Source organism: Pseudomonas sp. RIT-PI-q, assembly GCF_001297125.1.
GTDB lineage: Bacteria > Pseudomonadota > Gammaproteobacteria > Pseudomonadales > Pseudomonadaceae > Aquipseudomonas.
This window is the reverse complement of record NZ_LHPC01000028.1, coordinates 373,576-395,386: the sequence shown is the minus strand read 5'-3', so window position 1 is coordinate 395,386 and position 21,811 is coordinate 373,576. Positions and strand designations below refer to the sequence as shown.

Annotated in this window: 20 protein-coding genes; 13 read left to right on the top strand and 7 right to left on the bottom strand. The window is 52.5% G+C overall.

All coding sequences use genetic code 11. The features are described from left to right. Positions 1-3 precede the first annotated feature (3 nt). Complete coding sequence (locus AEQ67_RS14435) at positions 4-1,248, top strand: lipoprotein-releasing ABC transporter permease subunit (protein ID WP_059404510.1); 1,245 nt, start codon at positions 4-6, stop codon at positions 1,246-1,248. A 125-nt stretch (positions 1,249-1,373) separates the two neighbouring features. Here the strand turns inward: AEQ67_RS14435 and AEQ67_RS14430 are convergent, their stop codons facing one another. Continuing rightward, positions 1,374-2,723: a heavy metal sensor histidine kinase gene (locus tag AEQ67_RS14430; RefSeq protein WP_059404509.1), complete on the bottom strand. Its 1,350-nt coding sequence runs from the start codon at positions 2,721-2,723 to the stop codon at positions 1,374-1,376. Then, complete coding sequence (locus AEQ67_RS14425; RefSeq protein WP_059404508.1) at positions 2,723-3,403, bottom strand: heavy metal response regulator transcription factor; 681 nt, start codon at positions 3,401-3,403, stop codon at positions 2,723-2,725. Before AEQ67_RS14425 ends, AEQ67_RS14430 begins: the two co-directional genes overlap by 1 nt. A 154-nt stretch (positions 3,404-3,557) precedes the next feature. On the opposite strand from AEQ67_RS14425, the gene copI reads away from it, so the two are divergent. Both copI and queF read left to right on the top strand, forming a co-directional pair. Further along, complete coding sequence (gene copI / locus AEQ67_RS14420) at positions 3,558-4,082, top strand: copper-resistant cuproprotein CopI (RefSeq protein WP_059404507.1); 525 nt, start codon at positions 3,558-3,560, stop codon at positions 4,080-4,082. A 61-nt stretch (positions 4,083-4,143) separates the two neighbouring features. Continuing rightward, positions 4,144-4,974, top strand: coding sequence for an NADPH-dependent 7-cyano-7-deazaguanine reductase QueF (gene queF / locus AEQ67_RS14415; protein WP_059404506.1), 831 nt, complete (start codon positions 4,144-4,146; stop codon positions 4,972-4,974). 189 nt (positions 4,975-5,163) lie between these two features. On the opposite strand, the gene AEQ67_RS14410 is transcribed toward queF, so the two are convergent. Together AEQ67_RS14410 and AEQ67_RS14405 are read right to left on the bottom strand one after the other, a co-directional pair. Continuing rightward, positions 5,164-5,427 (bottom strand): DUF4404 family protein, encoded by a 264-nt coding sequence (locus tag AEQ67_RS14410; protein WP_059404505.1) that lies wholly within the window; start codon positions 5,425-5,427, stop codon positions 5,164-5,166. Positions 5,428-5,536: 109 nt separating this feature from the next. After that, entirely contained in the window at positions 5,537-6,157 is a 621-nt protein-coding gene (locus AEQ67_RS14405) for a hypothetical protein (RefSeq protein ID WP_059404504.1), read from the bottom strand. A gap of 198 nt (positions 6,158-6,355) precedes the next feature. Here AEQ67_RS14405 and AEQ67_RS14400 point away from each other — a divergent pair, with 198 nt between their 5' ends. The 3 genes from AEQ67_RS14400 (at position 6,356) to rssC (ending at position 9,132) form a co-directional block, all read left to right on the top strand. Beyond that, positions 6,356-7,045, top strand: coding sequence for an MlaA family lipoprotein (locus AEQ67_RS14400; protein WP_059404503.1), 690 nt, complete (start codon positions 6,356-6,358; stop codon positions 7,043-7,045). Between the two features lie 423 nt (positions 7,046-7,468). After that, the gene (gene rssB / locus AEQ67_RS14395) at positions 7,469-8,650 is read left to right on the top strand and encodes a two-component system response regulator RssB (RefSeq protein ID WP_059404722.1); all 1,182 of its coding nucleotides are present in this window, start codon (positions 7,469-7,471) and stop codon (positions 8,648-8,650) included. Further along, positions 8,650-9,132 (top strand): anti-sigma factor antagonist RssC, encoded by a 483-nt coding sequence (gene rssC / locus AEQ67_RS14390; RefSeq protein ID WP_007935262.1) that lies wholly within the window; start codon positions 8,650-8,652, stop codon positions 9,130-9,132. The genes rssB and rssC overlap by 1 nt, the downstream gene beginning before the upstream one ends. 227 nt (positions 9,133-9,359) lie before the next feature. Here rssC and tal read toward each other — a convergent pair whose 3' ends face one another. Then, positions 9,360-10,286 carry a transaldolase gene (tal, locus tag AEQ67_RS14385; protein WP_059404502.1) on the bottom strand — a complete coding sequence of 309 codons (927 nt, stop codon included), beginning with the start codon at positions 10,284-10,286 and terminating at the stop codon, positions 9,360-9,362. Positions 10,287-10,760: 474 nt separating this feature from the next. Between tal and AEQ67_RS14380 the strand changes: the two genes are divergently transcribed. The 4 genes from AEQ67_RS14380 to AEQ67_RS33825 all read left to right on the top strand — a co-directional run bounded on the left by AEQ67_RS14380 (position 10,761) and on the right by AEQ67_RS33825 (position 15,890). Next, entirely contained in the window at positions 10,761-11,129 is a 369-nt protein-coding gene (locus AEQ67_RS14380; RefSeq protein WP_059404501.1) for a hypothetical protein, read from the top strand. A gap of 71 nt (positions 11,130-11,200) precedes the next feature. Continuing rightward, positions 11,201-11,821: a hypothetical protein gene (locus AEQ67_RS14375; RefSeq protein ID WP_236710328.1), complete on the top strand. Its 621-nt coding sequence runs from the start codon at positions 11,201-11,203 to the stop codon at positions 11,819-11,821. Positions 11,822-12,173: 352 nt separating this feature from the next. Then, complete coding sequence (locus AEQ67_RS14370; protein ID WP_059404500.1) at positions 12,174-13,937, top strand: hypothetical protein; 1,764 nt, start codon at positions 12,174-12,176, stop codon at positions 13,935-13,937. A 309-nt stretch (positions 13,938-14,246) separates the two neighbouring features. Next, positions 14,247-15,890 (top strand): right-handed parallel beta-helix repeat-containing protein, encoded by a 1,644-nt coding sequence (locus tag AEQ67_RS33825; protein WP_082377848.1) that lies wholly within the window; start codon positions 14,247-14,249, stop codon positions 15,888-15,890. 43 nt (positions 15,891-15,933) lie between these two features. Here AEQ67_RS33825 and AEQ67_RS14365 read toward each other — a convergent pair whose 3' ends face one another. Together AEQ67_RS14365 and galU are read right to left on the bottom strand one after the other, a co-directional pair. Then, positions 15,934-16,404: a hypothetical protein gene (locus tag AEQ67_RS14365; RefSeq protein WP_059404499.1), complete on the bottom strand. Its 471-nt coding sequence runs from the start codon at positions 16,402-16,404 to the stop codon at positions 15,934-15,936. A gap of 68 nt (positions 16,405-16,472) precedes the next feature. Then, positions 16,473-17,306, bottom strand: a complete 834-nt coding sequence (galU, locus tag AEQ67_RS14360; protein WP_059404498.1) for a UTP--glucose-1-phosphate uridylyltransferase GalU — start codon at positions 17,304-17,306, stop codon at positions 16,473-16,475. Positions 17,307-17,751: 445 nt separating this feature from the next. On the opposite strand from galU, the gene AEQ67_RS14355 reads away from it, so the two are divergent. From AEQ67_RS14355 to AEQ67_RS14345, 3 genes are all read left to right on the top strand, one after another. Then, positions 17,752-18,192: a low molecular weight protein-tyrosine-phosphatase gene (locus AEQ67_RS14355; protein WP_059404497.1), complete on the top strand. Its 441-nt coding sequence runs from the start codon at positions 17,752-17,754 to the stop codon at positions 18,190-18,192. A gap of 43 nt (positions 18,193-18,235) precedes the next feature. Continuing rightward, complete coding sequence (locus tag AEQ67_RS14350; RefSeq protein ID WP_059404496.1) at positions 18,236-20,461, top strand: polysaccharide biosynthesis tyrosine autokinase; 2,226 nt, start codon at positions 18,236-18,238, stop codon at positions 20,459-20,461. A gap of 348 nt (positions 20,462-20,809) precedes the next feature. After that, entirely contained in the window at positions 20,810-21,811 is a 1,002-nt protein-coding gene (locus AEQ67_RS14345; protein ID WP_059404495.1) for an NAD-dependent epimerase, read from the top strand.

Genomic DNA, 21,811 nt, shown 5'->3' with positions numbered 1-21,811 from the left:
CGAATGTTCAGACCGTTATCGATCTTTATCGGCGCGCGCTATACCCGTGCGAAGCGCCGCAATCGCTTTGTTTCCTTCATCTCGATGACCTCGATGATCGGCCTCGCCCTGGGCGTGCTGGCGATGATCGTGGTGTTGTCGGTGATGAACGGGTTCCAGCGGGAAATGAGCTCGCGCATCCTCGGCATGGTGCCTCACGCGACCATCGTTGGCGTGAACCCTATCAGTGATTGGCAACCGGTGGCCGCGGCCGCGATGAAAAATCCTGAAGTGACGGCGGCGGTGCCGTTCACCGAGATGGAAGGCATGCTGTCCTACAAAGGCACGATGCAGCCGATCCAGGTCAGCGGCGTCGATCCAGCGTTGGAAGGCAAGGTCTCGATCGTTGCCAAGCACATCGTTCAAGGGCGTCTCGATGCCTTGAAACCCGGCGAGTTCGGCGTGGTGGTCGGCGAGATCACGGCCCGGCGCTTTCGCTTGAACGTCGGCGACAAAATCACCCTGATCGTACCGGAAGTCAGCAATGCGCCGGGCGGGATTACCCCGCGCATGCAGCGGCTGAACGTGGTGGGCGTGTTCAAGGTCGGCGCCGAGCTGGACGGCTCCATGGCGCTAATCCACGTTGCCGATGCCGCGCAGATGCAGCATTGGGAGCCGAATCAGGTGCAGAGCGTGCGCCTGGCGGTGAAGGATTTGTACGCTGCGCCGCAAGTCTCCAGCGATATTGCTGGTGGGTTGGGGACTGCATACAGGGCTGACGACTGGACCCACACTCAGGGCAGTCTGTTCAGCGCGATGAAAATGGAAAAAACCATGATCGGCTTGCTGTTGCTGATGATCGTCGCCGTGGCGGCGTTCAACATCATCGCCACGCTGATCATGGTGGTGAACGACAAGGGCGCGGACATCGCGATCCTGCGCACCATCGGCGCCACGCCGGGGCAGATCATGGCGATTTTCATGGTGCAGGGCACGGTGATCGGGATTGTCGGCACGTTGATTGGCGGTGTGCTCGGTGTGATTGCGGCGCTGAACGTCAGTGAGCTGGTGGGCTGGATGGAGCGGGTCAGTGGGCAGCACATCTTCAGTTCAGACGTGTATTTCGTCAGCAACTTGCCGTCTGAATTGCAGGGCGGGGATGTGTTGTTGATCTGCTCGGCGGGTTTCATCCTGAGCTTCTTGGCGACGGTATACCCGGCGTGGCGTGCAGCGAAGATCGAGCCGGCTCACGCGTTGCGGTATTCGTAAGCCCTGAGATCGCCTTCGCGGGCAAGCCCGCTCCCACATTGGATCTTCAGTGGCCACAATATTTGTGAACGACTCGAAACCCTGTGGGAGCGGGCTTGCCCGCGATGGGGCCGGCCCTGCTGACCTCAATCCCCCGTCGGCAATTCAATCACAAACCGCGTCCACCCCTCATCCGATTCACAACGAATCTGCCCGCCATGGGCGCGGACGATCGATTGGGTGATCGCTAACCCCAACCCCGCATGCTCACTGCTACCTTCATGACGCGCCGGATCAGCCCGGTAAAAGCGATCAAACAAACGCGGCAGCAAGTGTTCGGAAATCCCGCTCCCCTTGTTTTCAACCGACAGGCTCAGGCCATTGGGCTGCTCGACAATCTCCCCCCGAATCGCCCCGTTAACCGGCGTAAACCGCAACGCTTTATCCAGCAAATTTGAAAGAGCCCGCCGCAACATGCTGCGATCGCCCTCAATGCGCGCATGCCCGTCGCGGCTGAGCGACACTTGAGCGTCCTCGGCCAACGGCGCAAAAAACTCCAGCAGCACATCCACTTCCTCTGCCAGTTCCAGCGGTTCGCGTTTGGGCATCAACAAACCATGGTCAGCTTTGGCCAGGTACAACATGTCGTTGACCAATTGCGCCATCCATTGCAGTTCTTCGAGGTTGCTGTGCAGCGCTTCACGGTAATCCTCAATGGGCCGTGGGCGGGTGAGGGTGACTTGGGTGTGGGTCAGCAGGTTCGACAGCGGTGTGCGCAGTTCATGGGCGATGTCGGCGGAGAAGGCTGAGAGCCGTTGAAAAGAGTCGTCGAGGCGTCCGAGCATGGCGTTGAAGTGGTGGGCCATTTCCGCGAGTTCTGGCGGCATGTGCTCCTCGGGCAGGCGTGCGTTGAGCGATTGCGCGGAAACCCCGCGAGCGACCGCACTCATGCGCCGCAACGGCCGCAACCCACTGCGCGCCGCCCAGGCGCCGAGCAGAGCAGTGGCCAGGGCTGACAAGCCGACCGTCAGCCAGATCAGGTGCTGCATGCGTTGCAGGAAATGCTGGTGATGGGTGATGTCCAGCAGCAGCGTCAGTTGCGGCGAATCCGCTTTATCGGCAAACAACGGCGCATTCAGGACCCGGTAGTCGGTGCCGTTGTCATTGATGGTCGACAGGCCCGGTTTATGCGGGAGCTTATCGGGCAGGCGCGCCGAACTGTCGTACCAGCGCTTGCCGTCGCTGCCGCTGATGCGCAGCGACAGATCGGCCTGTCGGCTCAATTCATCGGCCAGTTTGACTTCACTTTCACTCGATTGAATGTCATGAAGCGCCCGGCGCAACCCGATCAACTTGCCGTCCAGCAACTGCTGATCGAGCTCAACGAAGTGTGCCTCACTGGCGCGACTGAACAGCACCCCGGCGAACAGCGAAACTACCGCGGTGCACGCGGCAAACAGCAGCGCCAGACGACTGCTCAGCGAAAGTCGACGCATCAGGCCGGACGCTCTTCAAGGACGTAACCCATGCCGCGCACGGTATGAATCAATTTGTAGGGGAACTCATCGTCGATCTTCAGGCGCAGGCGACGGATCGCCACTTCAATGACATTGGTGTCGCTGTCGAAATTCATGTCCCAGACCTGGGAAGCGATCAGCGACTTGGGCAGCACTTCGCCCTGTCGGCGCAGGAGCATTTCCAGCAGGGCGAATTCCTTGGCTGTCAGGTCGATGCGCTGACCGCTGCGCTCGACCCGGCGACGGATCAGGTCCAGACGCAAGTCGGCCAGTTGCAGGCTGGTCTCTTGCGGCGTGGCGCTGCCGCGGCGCAACAGGCTGCGGACCCGGGCCAGCAGTTCAGAGAAGGCGAAGGGCTTGACCAGATAATCGTCGGCACCCAGTTCGAGGCCGTGAACCCTGTCCTCCACGGCGTCGCGTGCGGTCAGAAACAAGACCGGCGTATCGAGGCCCGCACCGCGCACCGCTTGCAGAATCTGCCAGCCATCACGGCCGGGCAGCATCACGTCGAGAATCAACAAGGCGTAATCACCGCTCAACGCCAGTTGCTGACCGGTGATGCCGTCGGCCACCAATTCGGTGTTGAAGCCAGCCTCGGCCAGGCCCTGGCGCAGGTAATGGCCGGTTTTCGGTTGGTCTTCGACGATCAGCAGTTTCATGGGCAACTCGGGCAAATGGAACGAACGCTTTATACCGTGGGCAGCGTGAGTACAGGCCAACCTGACAAAGTTGTAATCTGGCTGTCAGGTTGCAGGCAGTGGCAGCAGTTTAGAGTTTTCCACAGGCTGAACCTTATCTTGTTGGAGTACGACTATGTTTTTGCGCAAATCTCTGGTGTTGGCCGCGTGTGTGTTGGCGCTGAGCTCGCCGGTGTGGGCAGCGCCGGCGCATACCTACGACTTCGGTCAACCGGCGCCGGCCGCCAAGGCGACCCGCAGCGTTGAAGTGGTGATGGGCGATATGTCGTTCACGCCCAAGGCGATCGATATCAAGGCCGGTGAGACGGTTCGTTTTGTGCTGGTGAATAAAGGCCAGCTGCTGCACGAATTCAATCTCGGTGATGCGGCGATGCATGCTAAACATCAGCAGGAAATGCTGAAGATGCAGCAAAGTGGCATGCTCACGCCTACAGGCATGAAGGAAATGGACCACAGCGCCATGGCCGGTATGGATCATGGAACGATGAAACACGACGACCCCAATAGCGTCCTGGTTGAGCCGGGCAAAACCGCCGAGCTGACCTGGACCTTTACCAAAGCCACCAACCTGGAATTTGCCTGCAACATTCCCGGCCATTACCAGGCGGGCATGGTCGGCAAACTGACAGTCAGTCAGTAAGCACTCAAAGGCGGGAGCAAAGGCTGGTAGAATCCGCTGATTCTTCAGTCAGGTTTCCGCCATGCATCCCGCAGCCGAACACTCGCCGCTGGGCAAATCCAGCGAATACATCGCCACGTACACGCCGTCCTTGCTGTTCCCGATCCCGCGCACCGCGAAATGGGCCGAGCTGGGCCTGACGGCGGACACCCTGCCGTACAAGGGCGTGGATTTCTGGAACTGCTTCGAGCTGTCGTGGCTGTTGCCGTCGGGCAAGCCGGTGGTGGCCATTGGCGAATTCAGCATCCCGGCGGATTCGCCGAATATCATCGAATCGAAGTCGTTCAAGCTGTACCTCAATTCGCTGAACCAGACGCCGTTTGCCGACACCGCCAGCCTTGAAGCCACGCTGGCGAAAGACCTGTCGGCCGCTGCCGGCAAACCGGTCGGCGTGCGGATTCGCAGTCTGAAAGATGTCGAAGCCGAAGGCGTCGTGGCATTGCCGGGCGTGTGCATCGATGACCTGGACATCAGCGTCAGCAACTATGAGCATCCGCGTCCGGAACTGCTGCGTTGCGATGAATCGCGCATTGTCGAAGAGAGCGTGCACAGTCATTTGCTCAAATCCAACTGCCCGGTGACCAGTCAGCCGGACTGGGGCAGTGTCGCGGTGGAATACCGTGGCGCGGCGCTGGATCACGCAAGTTTGCTGGAATACATCGTGAGCTTCCGTCAGCACTCGGACTTCCATGAACAGTGCGTCGAGCGGATCTTTCTCGACCTGCAACGCTTGTTGAACCCGGAGAAATTGACGGTGTATGCGCGGTATGTGCGGCGCGGCGGGTTGGACATCAACCCGTATCGCAGTACCGAAGCAGTGCAACTGCCGAACCACCGCCTGGTCCGTCAGTAAGGCGAAGATCAAAAGATCGCAGCCTCGTTGCACTCGACAGCTCCTACATTGGGATGGCGTACACCCTGTAGGAGCTGTCGAGTGCAACGAGGCTGCGATCCTGGCGATCGACCAAACACCAAATGACTCAACTGCTGAAAACGAAAAAGCCCCGCTATCGATAGCGGGGCTTTTTTGTATCCGGCGGGTTCAAATACCCATATTGCCCAGTGCTTGCACAATGTTACGCAAGGTTCCGGCAAGGGTCGGGTGTTCGATTTCGAAGCGTTCTACGGCCAGGTTCACATTGTCGGCGAGGCTGGAATCCTGGGTTTTGGTTTCCAGCTCAAGCTCAAGTTCGATCTGTTGCATCAGCGCGTGGAGGTCTTCGCGCTCGACTTCGGTCAGCGGTGGATTCTGTTCCAATTGCTCGCGCAGAGTATTGAGCTGTTGTTGCAGTTCGCGGGCAGGCATGGCGTTCTTCCTTTTATCGATAGGCACTGGCATAGACCGCAGCAGCGCGCCAAAGGTCTATGGCTGACCTTTAGATTAATCCACTCGCGCTTAACGTGCATGATCTCGATCAGGGCTTTTCGCCCTTGAGCCGGCGCAGGCTGATGTCGGCCAGGCAGGTGTCGAGTTCACCGAGGTGGTCGATCACCGAATGCACGCCCAGGCCGAATAACTGCACGGTGGCCTTGCCGCGTTTGAACTCGCGTTCCTGTTGTGTCAGCGCTTGCCATTCGGTGGGCGCCAGCCCGCACAGTGAGCCGCAGGACGCCAAGCCAATCGTCCACAACCCGGCATTGAGCCCCGCTTGCAGCAGTCGCGGTTCGCCGCTGACCAGCACGCAGCCGTCCAGGCGTTCAACGTTCAACGTCATCAAGGCGTTCCAGCAGGCATTCGGTGCTGGCCATGGATTGATTGTTTCTGGGTGTTGCGAAGGTTTGATCCATTCCGGCAGGGCGGTAGCCAGGGAATGGCTGAGGGCAGGGGGCAATTCATCCAGCCAGGCGCAGGGAATTTGCTGATTCTGCAGGCTGCGTAAACTCTCCAAAGCACCGGGCGTGACTTCGGCGTGTTCCGCCGCGTGACTGCCGTGCGGGCGCGTGCGGGCGCCGAAATCCACCAGGCAGCCACTGAGGCCGAAGAGTACGGCGGTCAGACTGGGTGCAGCGAGGGGCAAGGTTTCGGCGTGCGGCATATCAACGTCCCTGAAATAGCTTCGAGGCTAAGGCGCGCCGGTGACAGTTGAGTGACACAGATGTGAATCGCTCACAATCATTAGCAATCCTCCGTGACCTGGCCCGCGCAATGCTGCCTAAAGCGGCTTTTCCGTCTTATACTACCGGCCTTAACGCTTGGGCCAAGAGCCCGCGCCAGTAAATCCAAGGAGTTTTCTATGCGCTGGAGCAATCATCTAGCTCAGCTTTGTGTATGCGCCAGTGTGCTGCTGGTCCCGTTCGCAGCCCAGGCAGCCTCGGAAGACGACCCTTGGGAAAGCATCAACCGTCCGATCTATAAGTTCAACGACGTCCTCGACACGTATGCGCTCAAGCCATTGGCCCAGGGCTATCAATACGTGATGCCGCAGTTTGCTGAAGATGGCATTCATAACTTCTTCAAGAACATCGGCGATGTGCGCAACCTGGCCAACGACGTGCTGCAAGCCAAACCGGCTGCAGCGGGTGTCGATACTGCACGACTGATCTTCAACACCACCTTCGGTGTGCTGGGCTTCATTGATGTCGGCACAAAAATGGGCCTTCAGCGCAACGACGAAGACTTCGGCCAAACCCTTGGGTATTGGGGCGTGGGCAGCGGTCCGTACGTGATGCTACCGTTCTTCGGCCCAAGCACCTTGCGTGATGCGCCATCCAAGTTCGTTGACTCCTACACCAGCCCTTATCGCTACGTCGACGATGTCGCGGTGCGCAACTCGTTCTTCGCGCTGGATGTGACCGACACCCGCGCTAATCTGCTGTCGTCCGAGAAGCTGATCACCGGCGACAAGTACATCTTCATCCGCAATGCGTACTTGCAGAACCGTGAGTTCAAAGTCAAAGACGGCCAGGTCGAAGACGATTTTTAATCTCGATTAACTGTAGGAGCGAGCTTGCTCGCGAAGGGCCTGAGGGCGATGCGTTTATCCAGCGAGCACGCGTCATCGTTGGCGACCATCGCGAGCGAGCTCGCTCCTACAAGGGTCCGCGTCGTTTGGTGTGCGGGGCTGTTGGGCTGATCGGCACCTTCCATTAAGTTACGGTTTTGCCCGTTCTTATAACTCCTGGTGATTTGAAAGGGTAAGACGTCAAGCGACCATCGGCGTGAGCTTGAAACGCCCCGCGGATGGGAGTACCGTCTGCGCCTTAGAAGGGCACCTCTGGTGTACCTGTGTGTAGGGCAAATGCTCGAAAACGGTGCGACAGAGAGGCTAGAAAGCGAATCCAGTAGTGTGAGCCGGGCCAAAACCCCTGCCTGCTACGCCAACCTAATTCTGGCGCCGTTTGCCCACATGCCAAAAACCAGTGCCACGCTGCTGATAATCGATGATGACGAAGTAGTGCGCGCGAGCCTCGCCGCCTATTTGGAAGACAGTGGTTTCAGCGTCTTGCAGGCCAGCAATGGCCAGCAGGGACTTCAGGTATTCGAGCAAGACAAGCCCGACTTGGTCATCTGCGATCTGCGCATGCCGCAGATGGGCGGACTCGAACTTATCCGTCAGGTCACCGAGCTGTCGCCGCAAACCCCGATGATCGTTGTTTCGGGCGCCGGCGTGATGAACGACGCGGTCGAAGCCCTGCGCCTGGGCGCAGCGGATTACCTGATCAAGCCTCTCGAAGATCTGGCTGTGCTCGAGCACTCTGTGCGCCGGGCCCTGGATCGTGCGCGCCTGCTGCTGGAAAACCAGCGCTACCGCGAGAAGCTCGAAAAGGCCAATCGCGAGCTCGCCGCCAGCCTGAACCTGCTCCAGGAAGACCAGAACGCCGGTCGCCAGGTGCAGATGAACATGCTGCCGGTCAGCCCCTGGTCCATCGATGAGTTCAAGTTTGCTCACCAGATCATCCCGTCGCTGTACCTGTCGGGTGATTTCGTCGACTACTTTCGAGTCGATGAACGTCGGGTAGCCTTCTACCTGGCGGACGTTTCCGGTCATGGTGCCTCTTCAGCCTTCGTTACCGTGTTGCTGAAGTTCATGACCACGCGCTTGCTGTTTGAATCCAAGCGCAGCGGCACATTGCCGGAATTCAAGCCTTCAGAGGTCCTTGGTCATATCAACCGAGGCCTGATCAGTTGTAAGCTGGGTAAACACGTCACAATGGTCGGTGGAGTCATCGACGAGGAGACAGGTTTGTTGACCTATAGCATCGGTGGTCATTTACCGTTGCCTGTGTTGTACACGCCAGACAGTGTTCGTTATCTGGAAGGGCGTGGCCTGCCGGTGGGCCTCTTTAATGAAGCCACCTACGAAGACCACGTGCTGGAGCTGCCGCCGACGTTCAGCCTGACGCTGATGTCCGATGGCATTCTGGACCTTTTGCCAGAACCTACACTCAAAGAAAAAGAAGCGGCGTTGCCCCAACGGGTCAAGGCTGCGGGCGGCACCCTGGATGGGCTGCGGCAGGTTTTTGGATTGGCCACGCTAGGGGAGATGCCGGATGATATCGCCCTGTTGGTGTTGAGCAGGAATCTTTGATGAGTACCGGTAGAATCCAGTTCGCCGAGCAGGACGGCACCTTCGTCCTGAAGTTCGTCGGTGAAGTTCGCCTGACCCTGTGTTCGGCGTTGGATGCGACTATTGAGCGGATCTTCACGGCGTTGAACTTCAACGCGATCGTGATCGACCTGACCGAAACCCGCAGCATCGACAGCACCACCCTTGGCCTGTTGGCCAAACTGTCGATCCTGTCGCGGCAAAAGGTCGGCCTGCTGCCGACCGTCGTCACCACCCACGAAGACATCACCCGTCTTTTGCAGTCCATGGGCTTCGAGCAGGTGTTCAACATCGTTGACCGCCCGATCCCGTGTCCGGAGTGCCTGACCGACCTGCCAGACCAGGATCAGTCCGAAGAAGTGGTGCGGATCAAAGTGCTTGAGGCACACAAGATCCTGATGGGTCTGAACGACTCCAATCGTGAGGCGTTCCATGACCTGGTGAATGCGCTGGAGCGGCATTGACCCCAATGGCGATGTAGGCCGGACTGGCCTCTTCGCGGGCAAGTTTCATTGCTAACCACTCAATCTCATTTGCACCACGAATCCCTGTGGGAGCGGGCTTGCCCGCGAAGGCGTCCGCAAGATCGCCTCACCCACCTGTGCGAAGCCAACCCCATCCCACCACCCGGCAAACACAAAAAAGGGCGAACCTGTGAAGGTTCGCCCTTTTTACGTTAGCTCCCGGTGGATCAGAGCTTGGCTTGCAGCAATGCCTCAAGTTTTTCCTGGTCGCGAGCGAACTGACGAATACCCTCAGCCAGCTTCTCGGTCGCCATCGCGTCCTCGTTCGACAACCAACGGAACTGCGCTTCATTCAAGCTCAAACGCGCTTCACCGGCATGGCCCGGTGCCAATTTACGCTCCAGTTTGCCAGTGTCCGCCGCCAGCTTATCGATCAGGTCCGGGCTGATGGTCAGGCGGTCGCAACCGGCCAACTGCTCGATCTGATTCAAGTTACGGAAGCTCGCGCCCATCACTACGGTTTTGTAGTCATTGGCCTTGTAGTAGTTGTAGATGCGCGTCACCGACTGCACGCCCGGATCATCCGCGCCGGTGTAGTCGTTGCCATTGGCTTTCTTGTACCAGTCGTAGATGCGGCCCACGAACGGTGAAATCAGGAAAACCCCGGCGTCAGCGCAAGCGGCTGCCTGTGCGAAGGAAAACAGCAAGGTCAGGTTGGTCTGGATGCCTTCCTTTTCCAGTGTCTCGGCAGCGCGGATACCTTCCCAGGTGGAAGCGATCTTGATCAGCACTCGGTCGCGGCCGATGCCGGCCTTTTCGTACAGGTCGATCAGACGGTGCGCACGCTTCAATACGGCGTCAGTGTCGAACGACAGGCGCGCATCCACTTCGGTGGAAATACGGCCGGGAATCACTTTCAGGATTTCTTGCCCGACCGCAACGCCGAAACGATCGCTGGCCAGGCCAACATCGCCCTTGCAGTCACTGACGCAAGCGTTCAGCAAATCGGCATAACCGGGAATGGCCGCCGCTTTGAGCAGCAGGGAAGGGTTGGTCGTAGCGTCCACGGGTTTAACGCGAGCGATTGCTTCGAAGTCGCCGGTGTCGGCAACCACGGTGGTCATTTGTTTGAGTTGTTCCAGCTTGGAAGTCATGGGCGTGCTCTGTCCTATGGGTCTGTTGACATTACCCGAGCGCTGACAGCCACTCAAGGGTACATGCGTGTATCAATGCCCCCTGCGGCAACAACCTGAAAACAGGCGTTTGAAAGGTGGGGCGCGGTATCGATAAATAGGATGCCAGGCGGGCTCACAGGTTCAACTCATCTGACGGTTAGCGCCTTGCAGTCAGATCACCTGACGCCTGAGTCCCCTGTTAACACTCACGGTATCTTGGGTGTAATACCGCAGTCTTTGAATTCTATATAATTTAGTTGTGCTCTCGGTAGTTGTTATAAAAAGTCCGCTAAGTTGTCAGAGGTTAGTCGGGTTTTTAGTGGGTGTCATGTTATCGGGTGAGGGCGTGATCGTTAGAATACGTCCAATACATAAATCGAATAAAGTGTAATGTGATAATAGAGGGTGTGTGCTTGGTAGAAATAACTTCGTAAAGTGAAGAGGTATATGTGATTGGATGCGTTTGATGATCTGATGCTTGGTTACGCACTAAAAAAGCTGACCGACGTGTTTGAAGAAATCGTGGAGATTTCGAAAGGCACCTCTTCGGACAAGGCAACGGGCGTACTGGATATCAGACAAACTAAAACTGCAAAAAAACTTCCTGTCTGGCTGGGGCGCCTGAGGGTTAACACTCCCTATCAAGTGACGCATGTATTGATCGATCAGATGCACGCCTCTCGAAAGCTCAATCGCGACCAGCGCTTCGCAGCACAAGTTGCCTTGCTGGAAGCGCTGGTAGAGGATGGACTGGCAATGCACATCGCGAGTTATTCGGTGGTTGTCGTGGAAAATCGCCTGAAGTGCTTTTTGGATCGATGAATGTTGTGTCTACTGAACACGCGACCAGTGTCCATGACACTGGAACATTGCGCGAGGCGTGAGGAAGTAGATTGGAGTTAAAACTGCACATCGCTCAATACGCCGGAATCACCGTCATGCTTCCTGCGGCCATGGTTGTCGCTGGTTGGTTATGGTGCACGGCATCTAGAAAACTCTCCCTCTTATGGCTCGGCGTGCTGTCCGTAGCCTATTTCGTCGTAGGTCTCAGTAAAGTGCTTTTCAAGGGCTGGGGAATCGGCCTGGAAAGTCTGGATATCGCGGTCATCAGTGGTCATGCGATGAACGCTTGCCTGGTATCGACGGTTGTCCTGAGCTTGCTGTTGCGCCAGATCGATCATCGACTTCGATGGCTGGCACTGGGGGCAGGGCTACTGTCGACCTGGTGGTTCAGCATCCAGTATGTCGGGCAGACTATTCATCCTGTGGCGGAAGCCATTGCGGGGGCGGTTGTCGGATCTGCCGCCGCCTGCGTGTTTCTTTTCAGGCTGGAAAAAAAGGAAATCCGAAAAATTCCCCTGCCTGTCCTGGCGTTGGGGCTAGCGGTCATCCTGTTGAGTACGAGCATTCCGAAGTATACGGCTGAGGGGATATTGAACTCACTTGCAGTGAGCCTTTCGGGGGCAGAAGAGGCTCCCTTCACTCACCCCTATTGGCGTATTTCCAGCAAATAGTAACGTCTACAGATTGCTGGCCTGATTCGAAGTGTGCGTTTCGGGTACGCATATACACACCTGTTTTTGTAGTAATGCTATAAGTAATAGTCGTTCGTGTTTACGAAAGGTTCGTAAACTTATAGTGATTAACAGTTAAGTAAGAGGGCGAGCGGTTATATCCCTAGCACAGTTTAAGTCAGGGTGTCTGGCGTTAAGTGTGTGTAAATGTTTTATCTAAGTTTTAGAGTGGTGATGGGTTAGTTTTAGTCTGCAAAAACAGGATTAATTGTCTGGTAGGGACTTGGTGTGTTGCTAGGATCAATTTGCTGGAGGTAAGTTCAATATTAATAAAAACGTTTGGAGAGTTCTGATGACTACTAATGAAATAATCGCAGATATTGATATTCTTCGGGCCGTCCGCGCCCCTGATGGAGAGGTACTAAGCGAGTTGCCGGACGCGTTGGTCAGGGCCAACAAGGTGATGGGTTTCGATTCGACGGGTAATCCTGTAGGTGTCATACCTGCATCTGGGTCGGGGACTGAATTAGCAATTGATCTTATCAATTCTACGGAGTCTGGCAAGGGCGCTGCGATGGTAGGGTTTAATGCCCGTAATCTGGCCCAAAAACTTCTTGATATTCTAGATGTTCGTGACTTTGGTGCTACTGGTGTCGGCGACGATACATTGGCTATTAATTCAGCAATTACTTATGCGGTTGCCAGAGGCATCAAATGGATTCGACTTGCGGACAGTACAACCTATACAGTAAACGGATTGGTTGGAGCATCTAATGTAAATTTTGTCGGGAATAAAGCGAGGCTTTCAAATGGGTATTTTCGAATTTATGATGTGGACGCCTACGGTAAACTGACTCTACCTTCCTCAATAACATCATTTTGGTCGCATGCTGTCTATATGAATGCAGATGGTTCTGGAGCGACCGATTATGATGCGCGTGCATCCAAGCCAGTCGGTAAACGCTACTATGTCCGGCACACAGGCGGAGCATCCAGTAATAATGGATTGACCTTTTTTACTGCGCTGAACAGCATCCAGGCCGCACTTGCAAAGCCTGACGTCGTCGAGATTGTCCTGCAACCTGGCGATTATCCTCGTGTTAATAATGCTGTTGGCGAGGTTGTGCTACCTAGAAACATATCCATGACAGTGCTTGGCGGAGGCGCTGCGAATATCTACGGTTGCGTGTTCAACCTTTCTTGGGTTGCGGATGCTGTTTACCCAACGGTGTATTCCGCCTCGATTAGTGGGACCACCAGCGGGCGATTCGCCTGGGACTCCAAATATAAAGATCGAAATGGCGACTTTATGCAATATCAAGTGGCATCCAGCGTGGCTGCTGTCGCCGCCACACCGGGGTCTGCATACTTCAATGGTGGCACAGTTTATGTGATGACCGTTGATGGACGTGTTCCCGACATAGATATTCGCATCTTTCAGGATTCAACGTTTCGTGTGACAGGCCCCTATACGTTCTATACAGAGGGGATAAATTTTATTGGGGTTCCGAATGTCCTGACCCGCGCAATAGCTGAAAATATGACCCCGCTTTGGATCGCGGTCGATTGCTCATTTGGTTACAGTGAGAGTCTTGGGGTGTCAGGAGGAGGAAGCTTTCGAACAGAAGGCGGAAACAGCATTCTAATGCGTTGTACAGGGTATAAATCAAGGCGTGATGGATTCAACTACCACCAGTGGAATGCGGTATTGCAAAATTGTGGTTGGCATGTGGAAATCGACTGTGTTGGACGAGACAATGGAGCGACAGGGGAGGGGAATAACCAAGGTTCATCTATACACGATGGAGGTAAAATTTTACGCATAAACGGCTATTACGCACGGAACGAAGGCCCCAATTTGGAGGACGTAAATGCCAATACCGTTTCATACAATGTTGGCTGTCTTTTAGAGGACTCATTGAAAACCTCTATTCCCCGACACGTGCAGTCCGGGCAAGGGGCAACAATGTATTGTGTGGGTATCAAAATGAGGGGGCGTGCTGATTTGGATGCAGTTGTCGCTGAAGGGGGAAAGGTCATCCACTACAAATGTGCGTTCACTCGACTATCAGGTCAGACGTACGATCATGAGCAATTCAATCCAGTATGCCTTTAGGTAAAGATTTATGCTGCTTGTTATAACTAAGCGCTTCACTGCTTGATCCATGTAGTCTAAGGGACCCCTTTTTGCTTTAGTTCAGTAGGTCGTCATATCTGCTCCCCGCGATCAAGGACTGATCGCACTGTCAGCCCGTCAGCGCTCAGTAAAGAAATGATAATACTGTCAGCGAACCATTCTGAATCGCAATTCTCCCTTCTCGGAACCACTCGCCTATTGCCGGACGCGAGCCTTATTTAACTTATCAGTTTTTTATGGAATAGTGTTTACTGTTGCAGTACCCATCCATAACTGTCGGTTTCACTCATGTCAGATCATTCTCCTCCCGATCGCCCTAATCTTTTATCGCGGCGACGCTTTACCAAACTCGCTAGTGCTGCGTGCACGGCGGTATTTACCGTCGGGGCGGGCTCATTTTGGTTGCAGAGTCATAGACTTTTCGCTAATGAACAGCAAGCCAGGCTTTCAAAAAGTAAAGTGTCCGTCGGGTTGGCGCGAGCGCTTACCGTTGCAGATGGTGGAGTCAATCTAGACTGGGCGAGTGCATCGCTAGAAACGGCCATTGATTGTAATAATAATGTGTTTGTTTTAGAACACGTTGATGTGCGCCAATTTGAACGATTAATTATAAAAAAGAAACCAGGTGATTCAAGCACTTGGGATTGGAGTCGCGCGATCCAGGCCGCTATTGATACAGCTGAGGCGAGGGGGCTCGTCTGTGTAACTCCGCTCGGGGTTCTAAGGATTACGAAGCCGTTACAGATGGGAAGTAATTCCAGATTGTACATTTCCCCTGGAACTACAATATTAAAAGATTTTGATAGTATTGATACCTATGCAGGCACTATAAAAAACAAAGGCGATGCCAGTGGGGTTTCAAATGTACTTGTTTTTGGTGGGGGCGCCCTGAAGTCTAGCGCTGGCAGAATCGGAAAACACATTGTGTTTTTTAATAGCGATTTTATTACAGTGTTTGATTTGAAGATCCGTAATACCTACTCGGATTGGACTACCAAGTTCCAAAACTGCAATAATGTATTGGTCTATGGTAACGATACGGATGTGGGGAGTACGGAAGTATTGACTGATGGATGGCATTTTAAGGGAAGGTCGAAGAACATTGTAATTGCAAATAATCGTGTGCGAACGGGGGATGATTGTATTGCGTTTACCCAGGAAGTGCCGGGGGTTGATGAAAGTGGGGATGTCGAAGACGTTACGGTGGTGAATAATTATCTTGATTCTTCCCAGTCAAGTCTAATAAAAATGCATGTCCGAAAAGGAGTAAGTACCGCGATTCGTCGTGTGAGTATAAATAATGTTGATGGTAAAGTCGGTCGAATAAATGAAGGGGGGTTTGCCTTTTATCTTTCTGATGAAGGATTACAGCACAAGATATCCGATGTGAAGATCTCGAATATAGTAGGACGTTGTGAGGAAAATGGAGATTATTGTGCTCGGGTTGTGGGTTGCAGAGATATCCATATCGACAGCTTTGAAGCGCATGACTCTCTTCGAGGTTTTTTGATCGAAAACTCGTATCGTATCAGTTTGGAGAATCTGAAAATTCGTACACTTCGCGGGGATGGTATCAACGTTTCTTCCGGTATTACTCTTCAAAACTCTGACTGGTTCTGGATAACGAACCCCTATGTGACGGGGACAAAACAACATGGAATCCAGTTGGGAGCTCCAGGGAAACCTGTAAGCCACGGGGTGGTGTCTGGTGGAACGTTGTCTAATTGCATTTCTACAGGGCTTCGGTTGACCAATGCGAAGGAGGTCACGGTTGAAAATGTCAGGTGTTACGGAAACAAGAATGGAATTGTGGAAGATGCTGGATCCAGCAACAATTTGATCGCGCATAATAATTTGAAAGATAATTCCGCTATTTCTATATCTGTGTTGGGGGTGGGCTCGACAGGCAAGGGGAATGAGGGGGAGGATTAATAGTCCTTGTTTGCGACGGTTTCACTATCGCCGATGTCTATCTCTACAAAACCTGGGGCACACTGAGATTTTTTTCATCAATTATGGCTAGCAACTCTGCAGTTTTCGATTGCATCAACGCAACATCGCCACGACTCTCAACGTTCAGCAGGATTTCGGGCCCGGTCGCGGAGAGGTAAACCTTGAAACGCCATTCAGTAAACGTCAGGCTCAGACCATCGCTCTCGTCTGCGTCCAGTGCCTTACTGGCATAAATCGACCTGAGATGTCTTACTACGGCCTCCGGATTACGGACAGCGCACCGAATCTTCCCTGAGGAAGGAAAAAGCCCAATGCGTTCGACCAACAACCTCGGTTGACGAGAAGAAGAGGAAGGATTGGGTTCGTATGAACGCAACCAGGTCATCAGTCCACTGTCACTCTCGGTGAACTCTTGCGCCAAAACCATATTGCCCGGTGTAAAAGGGTCCGGCGATTTATAGACAAAGTCGATCGGTGATCTGGAAGCGTTCATAGTGGTCCTGCCTTGCAAAGGTTTATGGCCGCGGGGAAACGCGGCCCCCCAAAGGTTTTAATTACCGTTTACAAGCCTTTCTTATACAAGTTTTCATAACAGAAATTAGTCGCGTCGATGTAACCTTCTGCGCCACCACAGTCAAAACGGTGACCTTTGAACTTGTAAGCCAGTACACAGCCACTTTGTGCCTGCTTCATCAGCGCATCTGTGATCTGGATTTCCCCACCTTTGCCGGGTTCGGTATCGGCAATCAGGTCAAAGATATCGGCCGTGAGAATGTATCGACCAATAATTGCCATGTTGGACGGTGCATCTTCCGGTTTAGGTTTTTCAACCATGCTATTGACGCGATAGATGTCTTCCCGAATCTGCTCGCCGGCGATTATTCCGTACTTGTGTGTCTGATCGTTGGGTACTTCCTGGATAGCCACGATCGAGCAACGGAACTGTTTGTAGAGTGCGATCATCTGCGACAGAACGCCATCACCTTCCAGGTTCAAACACAGGTCATCAGCCAGCACCACCGCAAACGGCTCGTCACCAATCAACGGTCGGCCGGAAAGAATGGCGTGCCCAAGCCCCTTCATTTCAACCTGGCGGGTGTAAGAAAAGGTGCATGTCTCCATCAGCTCGCGAGTGCCCGACAGGAATTTCTCCTTTTCGCTGCCGCGAATCTGGTGCTCCAACTCGTAGCTGATATCGAAGTGATCCTCCAAGGCCCGCTTGCCGCGACCGGTAACGATCGCCATGTGCTGGAGACCCGCATCCCGTGCTTCCTCTACTCCGTACTGGATCAGAGGTTTATTCACAACCGGTAGCATTTCCTTGGGCATAGCCTTTGTGGCAGGTAGAAAACGAGTGCCATAGCCAGCCGCGGGGAATAGGCATTTACGGATCATGTTGGGTCCTGTTATATATACAATAAAATGTTAATAATCAAAAAACACACTTCACTTCGTTGTATTAAGCTGAGCTAATTACTCGGATATAGCCGTCTGTTTTCGTATGCTAATGTAGATACCATAATCGTTGCAGGGAAGCATTCGGAAAACCGTAAATGTTAAGTTACGTCTGCTTTGTCGGCGAATGTTATTTAATGTCTTGCTTTGCTTGTGGAATGAATCTGCGCATTATGGCAATAAGTATTCGGCCGGTATTTAAGGGTTGATGTCTCCGGTGATTCGCAGTTAAGATTTTAGCGTATGTTCTATGCGCGGAAATTTTCCAGGTAAAACTTAGCAGGGGAGAACCTCAATCATCCCTATTTGGGCTGTTAAGTGTCGCTCGAACGCTTTTTCATTTACATCGATTACGTTTTGATGTTTCGGGTGCAGGGAGGTTGCCGTGGTAAAAAAAATCCTGATCGTATGTATAGGCAACATCTGCCGCAGCCCTACTGCAGAAAGCCTAATGCGTGATGCATTGGCTCAAGTCGATATTGAGGTTAAATCTGCCGGGTTGGCCGCACTGGTGGATAGTTCTATTGAGCCGACAGCGTGCGCCGTGCTTTCAGAGCACGGGCACGCGCTAATAGATCACAAAGGCATGCAACTGACTTCTCAATCTGTCAATTGGGCGGATCTGATTCTGGTGATGGAGAAACGGCATGTGACCGGTGTTCTTGACATCGCACCAGAAGCGCGGGGCAAGGTTTTCCTATTGGGAAAATGGCAGGACGACCGCGAAATCAGCGATCCCTATCGTCAAGGCAAACCAGCTTTTGTACATGCCTATGCTTTGATTGAAGAAGCGGTACACGCATGGGCACAGCGTCTTGTGGGCTGATGACCATTTTTCTCAAACAGTAACAAGGCAAAGAAATCCACTTATGCAGCAAGCGCCAGTACTCAATGTCCAAGAAGACGATAACAAAGAAATTGATCTTCTCGGATTAGTCGGAACACTCATAGATCATAAACTGCTAATTTCCGTGGTGGCGGGTGCCTTTATGGTAGCGGGTGCCGCCTACGCAGTGTTGTCTACACCTGTGTATCGAGCTAATGCGCTCGTTCAAGTGGAAGCAAAAAAAAATGACATGCTTGGCTTCTCCGATATAAGCAGCATGTTGGGACAGGAGTCGCCATCTGTAACCGAAATTGAATTGATCAAGTCTCGCTCTGTACTGGGCAAGGCTATTGATAATTTGAAGCTTGATATCGATATCGAGCCAAATTATTTTCCTCTTGTTGGCGAGTTCATATCGCGTCGCTTCAATCCTGATAATCCTCAAGATGTGGCTGCTCCGTTGTTCGGTCTGAGCAGTTTCACCTGGGGGGGGGAAGCATTGAATATCTCCGAGCTTGAAGTTCCGAGTTCGCTGCTGGGTGAAACCATGACGCTGATCGTCGGCGAAAATGGTACTTACAGTTTGCTCGATGAGGATGACAATGTTCTCGTTAAAAGCAGAGTCGGAGAGACCGTTGAACAAGATGATATAAAGATAAAAGTAGATACCTTGAGAGCTAATCCAGGCGCAACTTTTAACGTTACGCGCCAGCCTCGTATGGCTACGATCATAGAATATCAAAAGGCTCTCGACGTATTCGAGCGCGGAAAAGATTCGGGCATACTCTCTCTCGCCCTTGAAGATGTAGATGCCGATAAATCGATCCGCACGCTCAATGAAATCATAAAACTGTACGTGCGCCAAAATATAGAACGAACGTCTGCTGAGGCAGCCGCCAGCCTGGACTTTCTGAAAGAACAATTGCCGCAGGTTAGAAAGGATCTGGAAAGAGCTGAAAAAGCCCTTAATCAATACCAGATTCGTAGTAAATCGATTGATATCAGTCTCGAAACAAAAGCGATTTTAGATCAGATTGTTGCGCTGGATTCAAGTATTTCGACCCTGAAGTTGCAACGCGCTGAAATGGACCGTAAGTTCACCGAGCAACATCCTGCCTATCGTGCGCTGATGATGCAGCTTTCAGAGTTGACATCTAAACAGAACTCGTTAATCAAGAAAGTTGAAGGATTGCCTGCTACTCAGCAAGAGCTATTTAGCCTGACACGAGATGTCCAGGTAGGTAATGAAATCTATACTCAGCTTCTAAATAAATCCCAAGAACTGGATGTGATGCGGGCAGGGACGGTTGGCAATGTCCATTTGATTGATGAGGCAGATGTCGACCAAAGTAAGCCGGTTAAACCGCAAAAAGCCCTGATCGTACTAACGATGACGTTGTTGGGTGCATTCCTCGCCATTGCAATAGTCCTGGTTCGAAAAGCACTGAATCGTGGACTGGAAACCCCTGAGGCTATTGAGCAACTGGGGCTGCCGGTCTATGCGTCTGTGCCTTACAGCTCACTGCAAAAAGCAGAAGAAGATAAACGAGCGCGTGGTCGAACCAACGGTGCCAAGACAGTGCATTTGTTGGCTTTGAGTCATCCTACAGATCTGGCGATTGAAGCTCTTCGTAGTCTTCGCACCAGCCTGCACTTCGCAACGCTTGAAGCAAAAAACAATCGTCTAATGATTTCTGGACCAAGTCCGGCGGTGGGGAAGACCTTTGTTTCAGTCAACCTCGCAGCTGTTATTGCTCAAGCAGGTCGTCGCGTACTATTGATCGATGTAGATATGCGCAAAGGTTATCTTCACAAGATGCTTGGGACGGGCGCTGAGAATGGCCTTTCTGACGTGTTATCCAAACAATGTGCGCTGGATAAAGCCATTCATCCAACTGACATAAAAGGGTTCGACTTCATTTCGAGAGGGCGAATTCCGCCCAATCCTTCAGAACTTTTGATGAAGGCAAATTTTGCAGAACTATTGGATGAGGTGAGTAAAAATTACGATTTGATAATTTTGGATACTCCTCCTCTTCTAGCTGTAACAGATGCTGCGATTGTGGGTAGGCAATCAGGTACAAATCTGATCGTCACTCGATTCGGCTTGAATCCCGCGCGCGAAATTGAACTCACGATGCGTCGTTTTTCACAAAATGGTATCGAGCTCAAAGGTGCAATTTTCAACGGGGTGGAAAAAAGAGCCTCGGCGTATGGTTATGGCAGTTATGGCTATTACCACTACGATTACAAATCCGATAACGCTTGATCGATGACCCTGGAGATGGGGTAGTCATTCGAGGTAGTTGGTTACGTTAGGTTTTAATACATCGTAGGTCTGCTGTCTTAAGACGCGCTTTTCAGACATACGATGTATAGCTACGCTGATGGTAAACGCAGTTTTTTCAACAGTTGCTTCTTCGTTCTCAGGACATTGACGGAAAATCCTGGGGCGGTAGCGTGCCTATAATTAAGCGTTTAAGTTAATTTTTATCGATGATGCGCAAATCTGACGATGGATGAGTGAATCCAATGGTTGCGTCTAATTAGGCTTAAGTGATGTCGTTCCGCATTTAAATGTGCAACTGAAAATCACCATCAATACTATGGATAAATAATGAAGTATTTAGTGACAGGTGCTGCAGGTTTCATAGGAAGTTCGGTGGCTGCTAAGTTGTGTGCGGCGGGGCATGATGTGATCGGAATTGATAACATAAATTCATATTACGATCCTAGCCTCAAACTGGCGCGGCTTGAAAATTTGAAGCCGTTGGAAAAATTCACATTTTTCAAGATGGATCTTTCCGACAAAAATGCAATTGCGCAGCTTTTTGAGGAACAAAAGTTTGAGCGAGTCATTCATCTGGGAGCCCAGGCAGGGGTTAGATACTCTATTGATAACCCTCACGCCTATTTGGATTCAAATGTAAATGGTCATCTGAATATTCTCGAGGGATGCAGAAATAATGGCATAGAGCACCTTGTCTATGCATCCAGTAGTTCGGTTTATGGCACGAGCAATACGACCCCCTATAAAACTTCGTCTGCAGTCGATCACCCAATTTCATTGTACGCGGCTACTAAGCGAACAAATGAGCTTATGGCGCATACGTACTCTCATCTTTTCAATATACCAGTGACGGGGTTGCGTTTTTTCACGGTATATGGCCCTTGGGGTCGCCCCGATATGGCTCCATTTAAATTTACAAAATCTATTATAGAAGGAAAGGAGATCGAGGTTTATAACAACGGGGATCTGTCGCGCGACTTCACTTACATCGATGATATTGTCGAGTCGATTGTACGTATACAGGATGTCGTGCCTGTAAAAGATGAGTTTGACATGTCTCGGCCGGATGTGAGTAGTGCACCTTTTAAAATATACAATATAGGAAATGGGGCGCCTGTAAGCTTGGCTAGATTTATCGAAGCAATAGAAACCGCTACTGGAATAAAAGCAATTAAAAAGTTTCTCCCAATGCAGGCTGGTGATGTTTTTACCACCCACGCAGATACAACTGAACTTTTTAAAGCAATTGATTACCAGCCTGTCGTTTCTATTGAAGAGGGCATCAGTCGATTTGTAAGTTGGTATTCTGAATACTACGGTAAGCGGTAA

Coding starts and splice junctions, on each gene's coding strand:
- rssB (WP_059404722.1), top strand. CDS start 7,469: ATGCCAAAAACCAGTGCCACGCTGCTGATAATCGATGATGACGAAGTA.
- tal (WP_059404502.1), bottom strand. CDS start 10,286: ATGACTTCCAAGCTGGAACAACTCAAACAAATGACCACCGTGGTTGCC.
- queF (WP_059404506.1), top strand. CDS start 4,144: ATGCATCCCGCAGCCGAACACTCGCCGCTGGGCAAATCCAGCGAATAC.
- AEQ67_RS14425 (WP_059404508.1), bottom strand. CDS start 3,403: ATGAAACTGCTGATCGTCGAAGACCAACCGAAAACCGGCCATTACCTG.
- AEQ67_RS14365 (WP_059404499.1), bottom strand. CDS start 16,404: ATGAACGCTTCCAGATCACCGATCGACTTTGTCTATAAATCGCCGGAC.
- AEQ67_RS14400 (WP_059404503.1), top strand. CDS start 6,356: ATGCGCTGGAGCAATCATCTAGCTCAGCTTTGTGTATGCGCCAGTGTG.
- AEQ67_RS14370 (WP_059404500.1), top strand. CDS start 12,174: ATGACTACTAATGAAATAATCGCAGATATTGATATTCTTCGGGCCGTC.
- AEQ67_RS14345 (WP_059404495.1), top strand. CDS start 20,810: ATGAAGTATTTAGTGACAGGTGCTGCAGGTTTCATAGGAAGTTCGGTG.
- copI (WP_059404507.1), top strand. CDS start 3,558: ATGTTTTTGCGCAAATCTCTGGTGTTGGCCGCGTGTGTGTTGGCGCTG.
- AEQ67_RS14435 (WP_059404510.1), top strand. CDS start 4: ATGTTCAGACCGTTATCGATCTTTATCGGCGCGCGCTATACCCGTGCG.
- AEQ67_RS14350 (WP_059404496.1), top strand. CDS start 18,236: ATGCAGCAAGCGCCAGTACTCAATGTCCAAGAAGACGATAACAAAGAA.
- AEQ67_RS14430 (WP_059404509.1), bottom strand. CDS start 2,723: ATGCGTCGACTTTCGCTGAGCAGTCGTCTGGCGCTGCTGTTTGCCGCG.
- galU (WP_059404498.1), bottom strand. CDS start 17,306: ATGATCCGTAAATGCCTATTCCCCGCGGCTGGCTATGGCACTCGTTTT.
- AEQ67_RS14410 (WP_059404505.1), bottom strand. CDS start 5,427: ATGCCTGCCCGCGAACTGCAACAACAGCTCAATACTCTGCGCGAGCAA.
- AEQ67_RS33825 (WP_082377848.1), top strand. CDS start 14,247: ATGTCAGATCATTCTCCTCCCGATCGCCCTAATCTTTTATCGCGGCGA.
- rssC (WP_007935262.1), top strand. CDS start 8,650: ATGAGTACCGGTAGAATCCAGTTCGCCGAGCAGGACGGCACCTTCGTC.
- AEQ67_RS14405 (WP_059404504.1), bottom strand. CDS start 6,157: ATGCCGCACGCCGAAACCTTGCCCCTCGCTGCACCCAGTCTGACCGCC.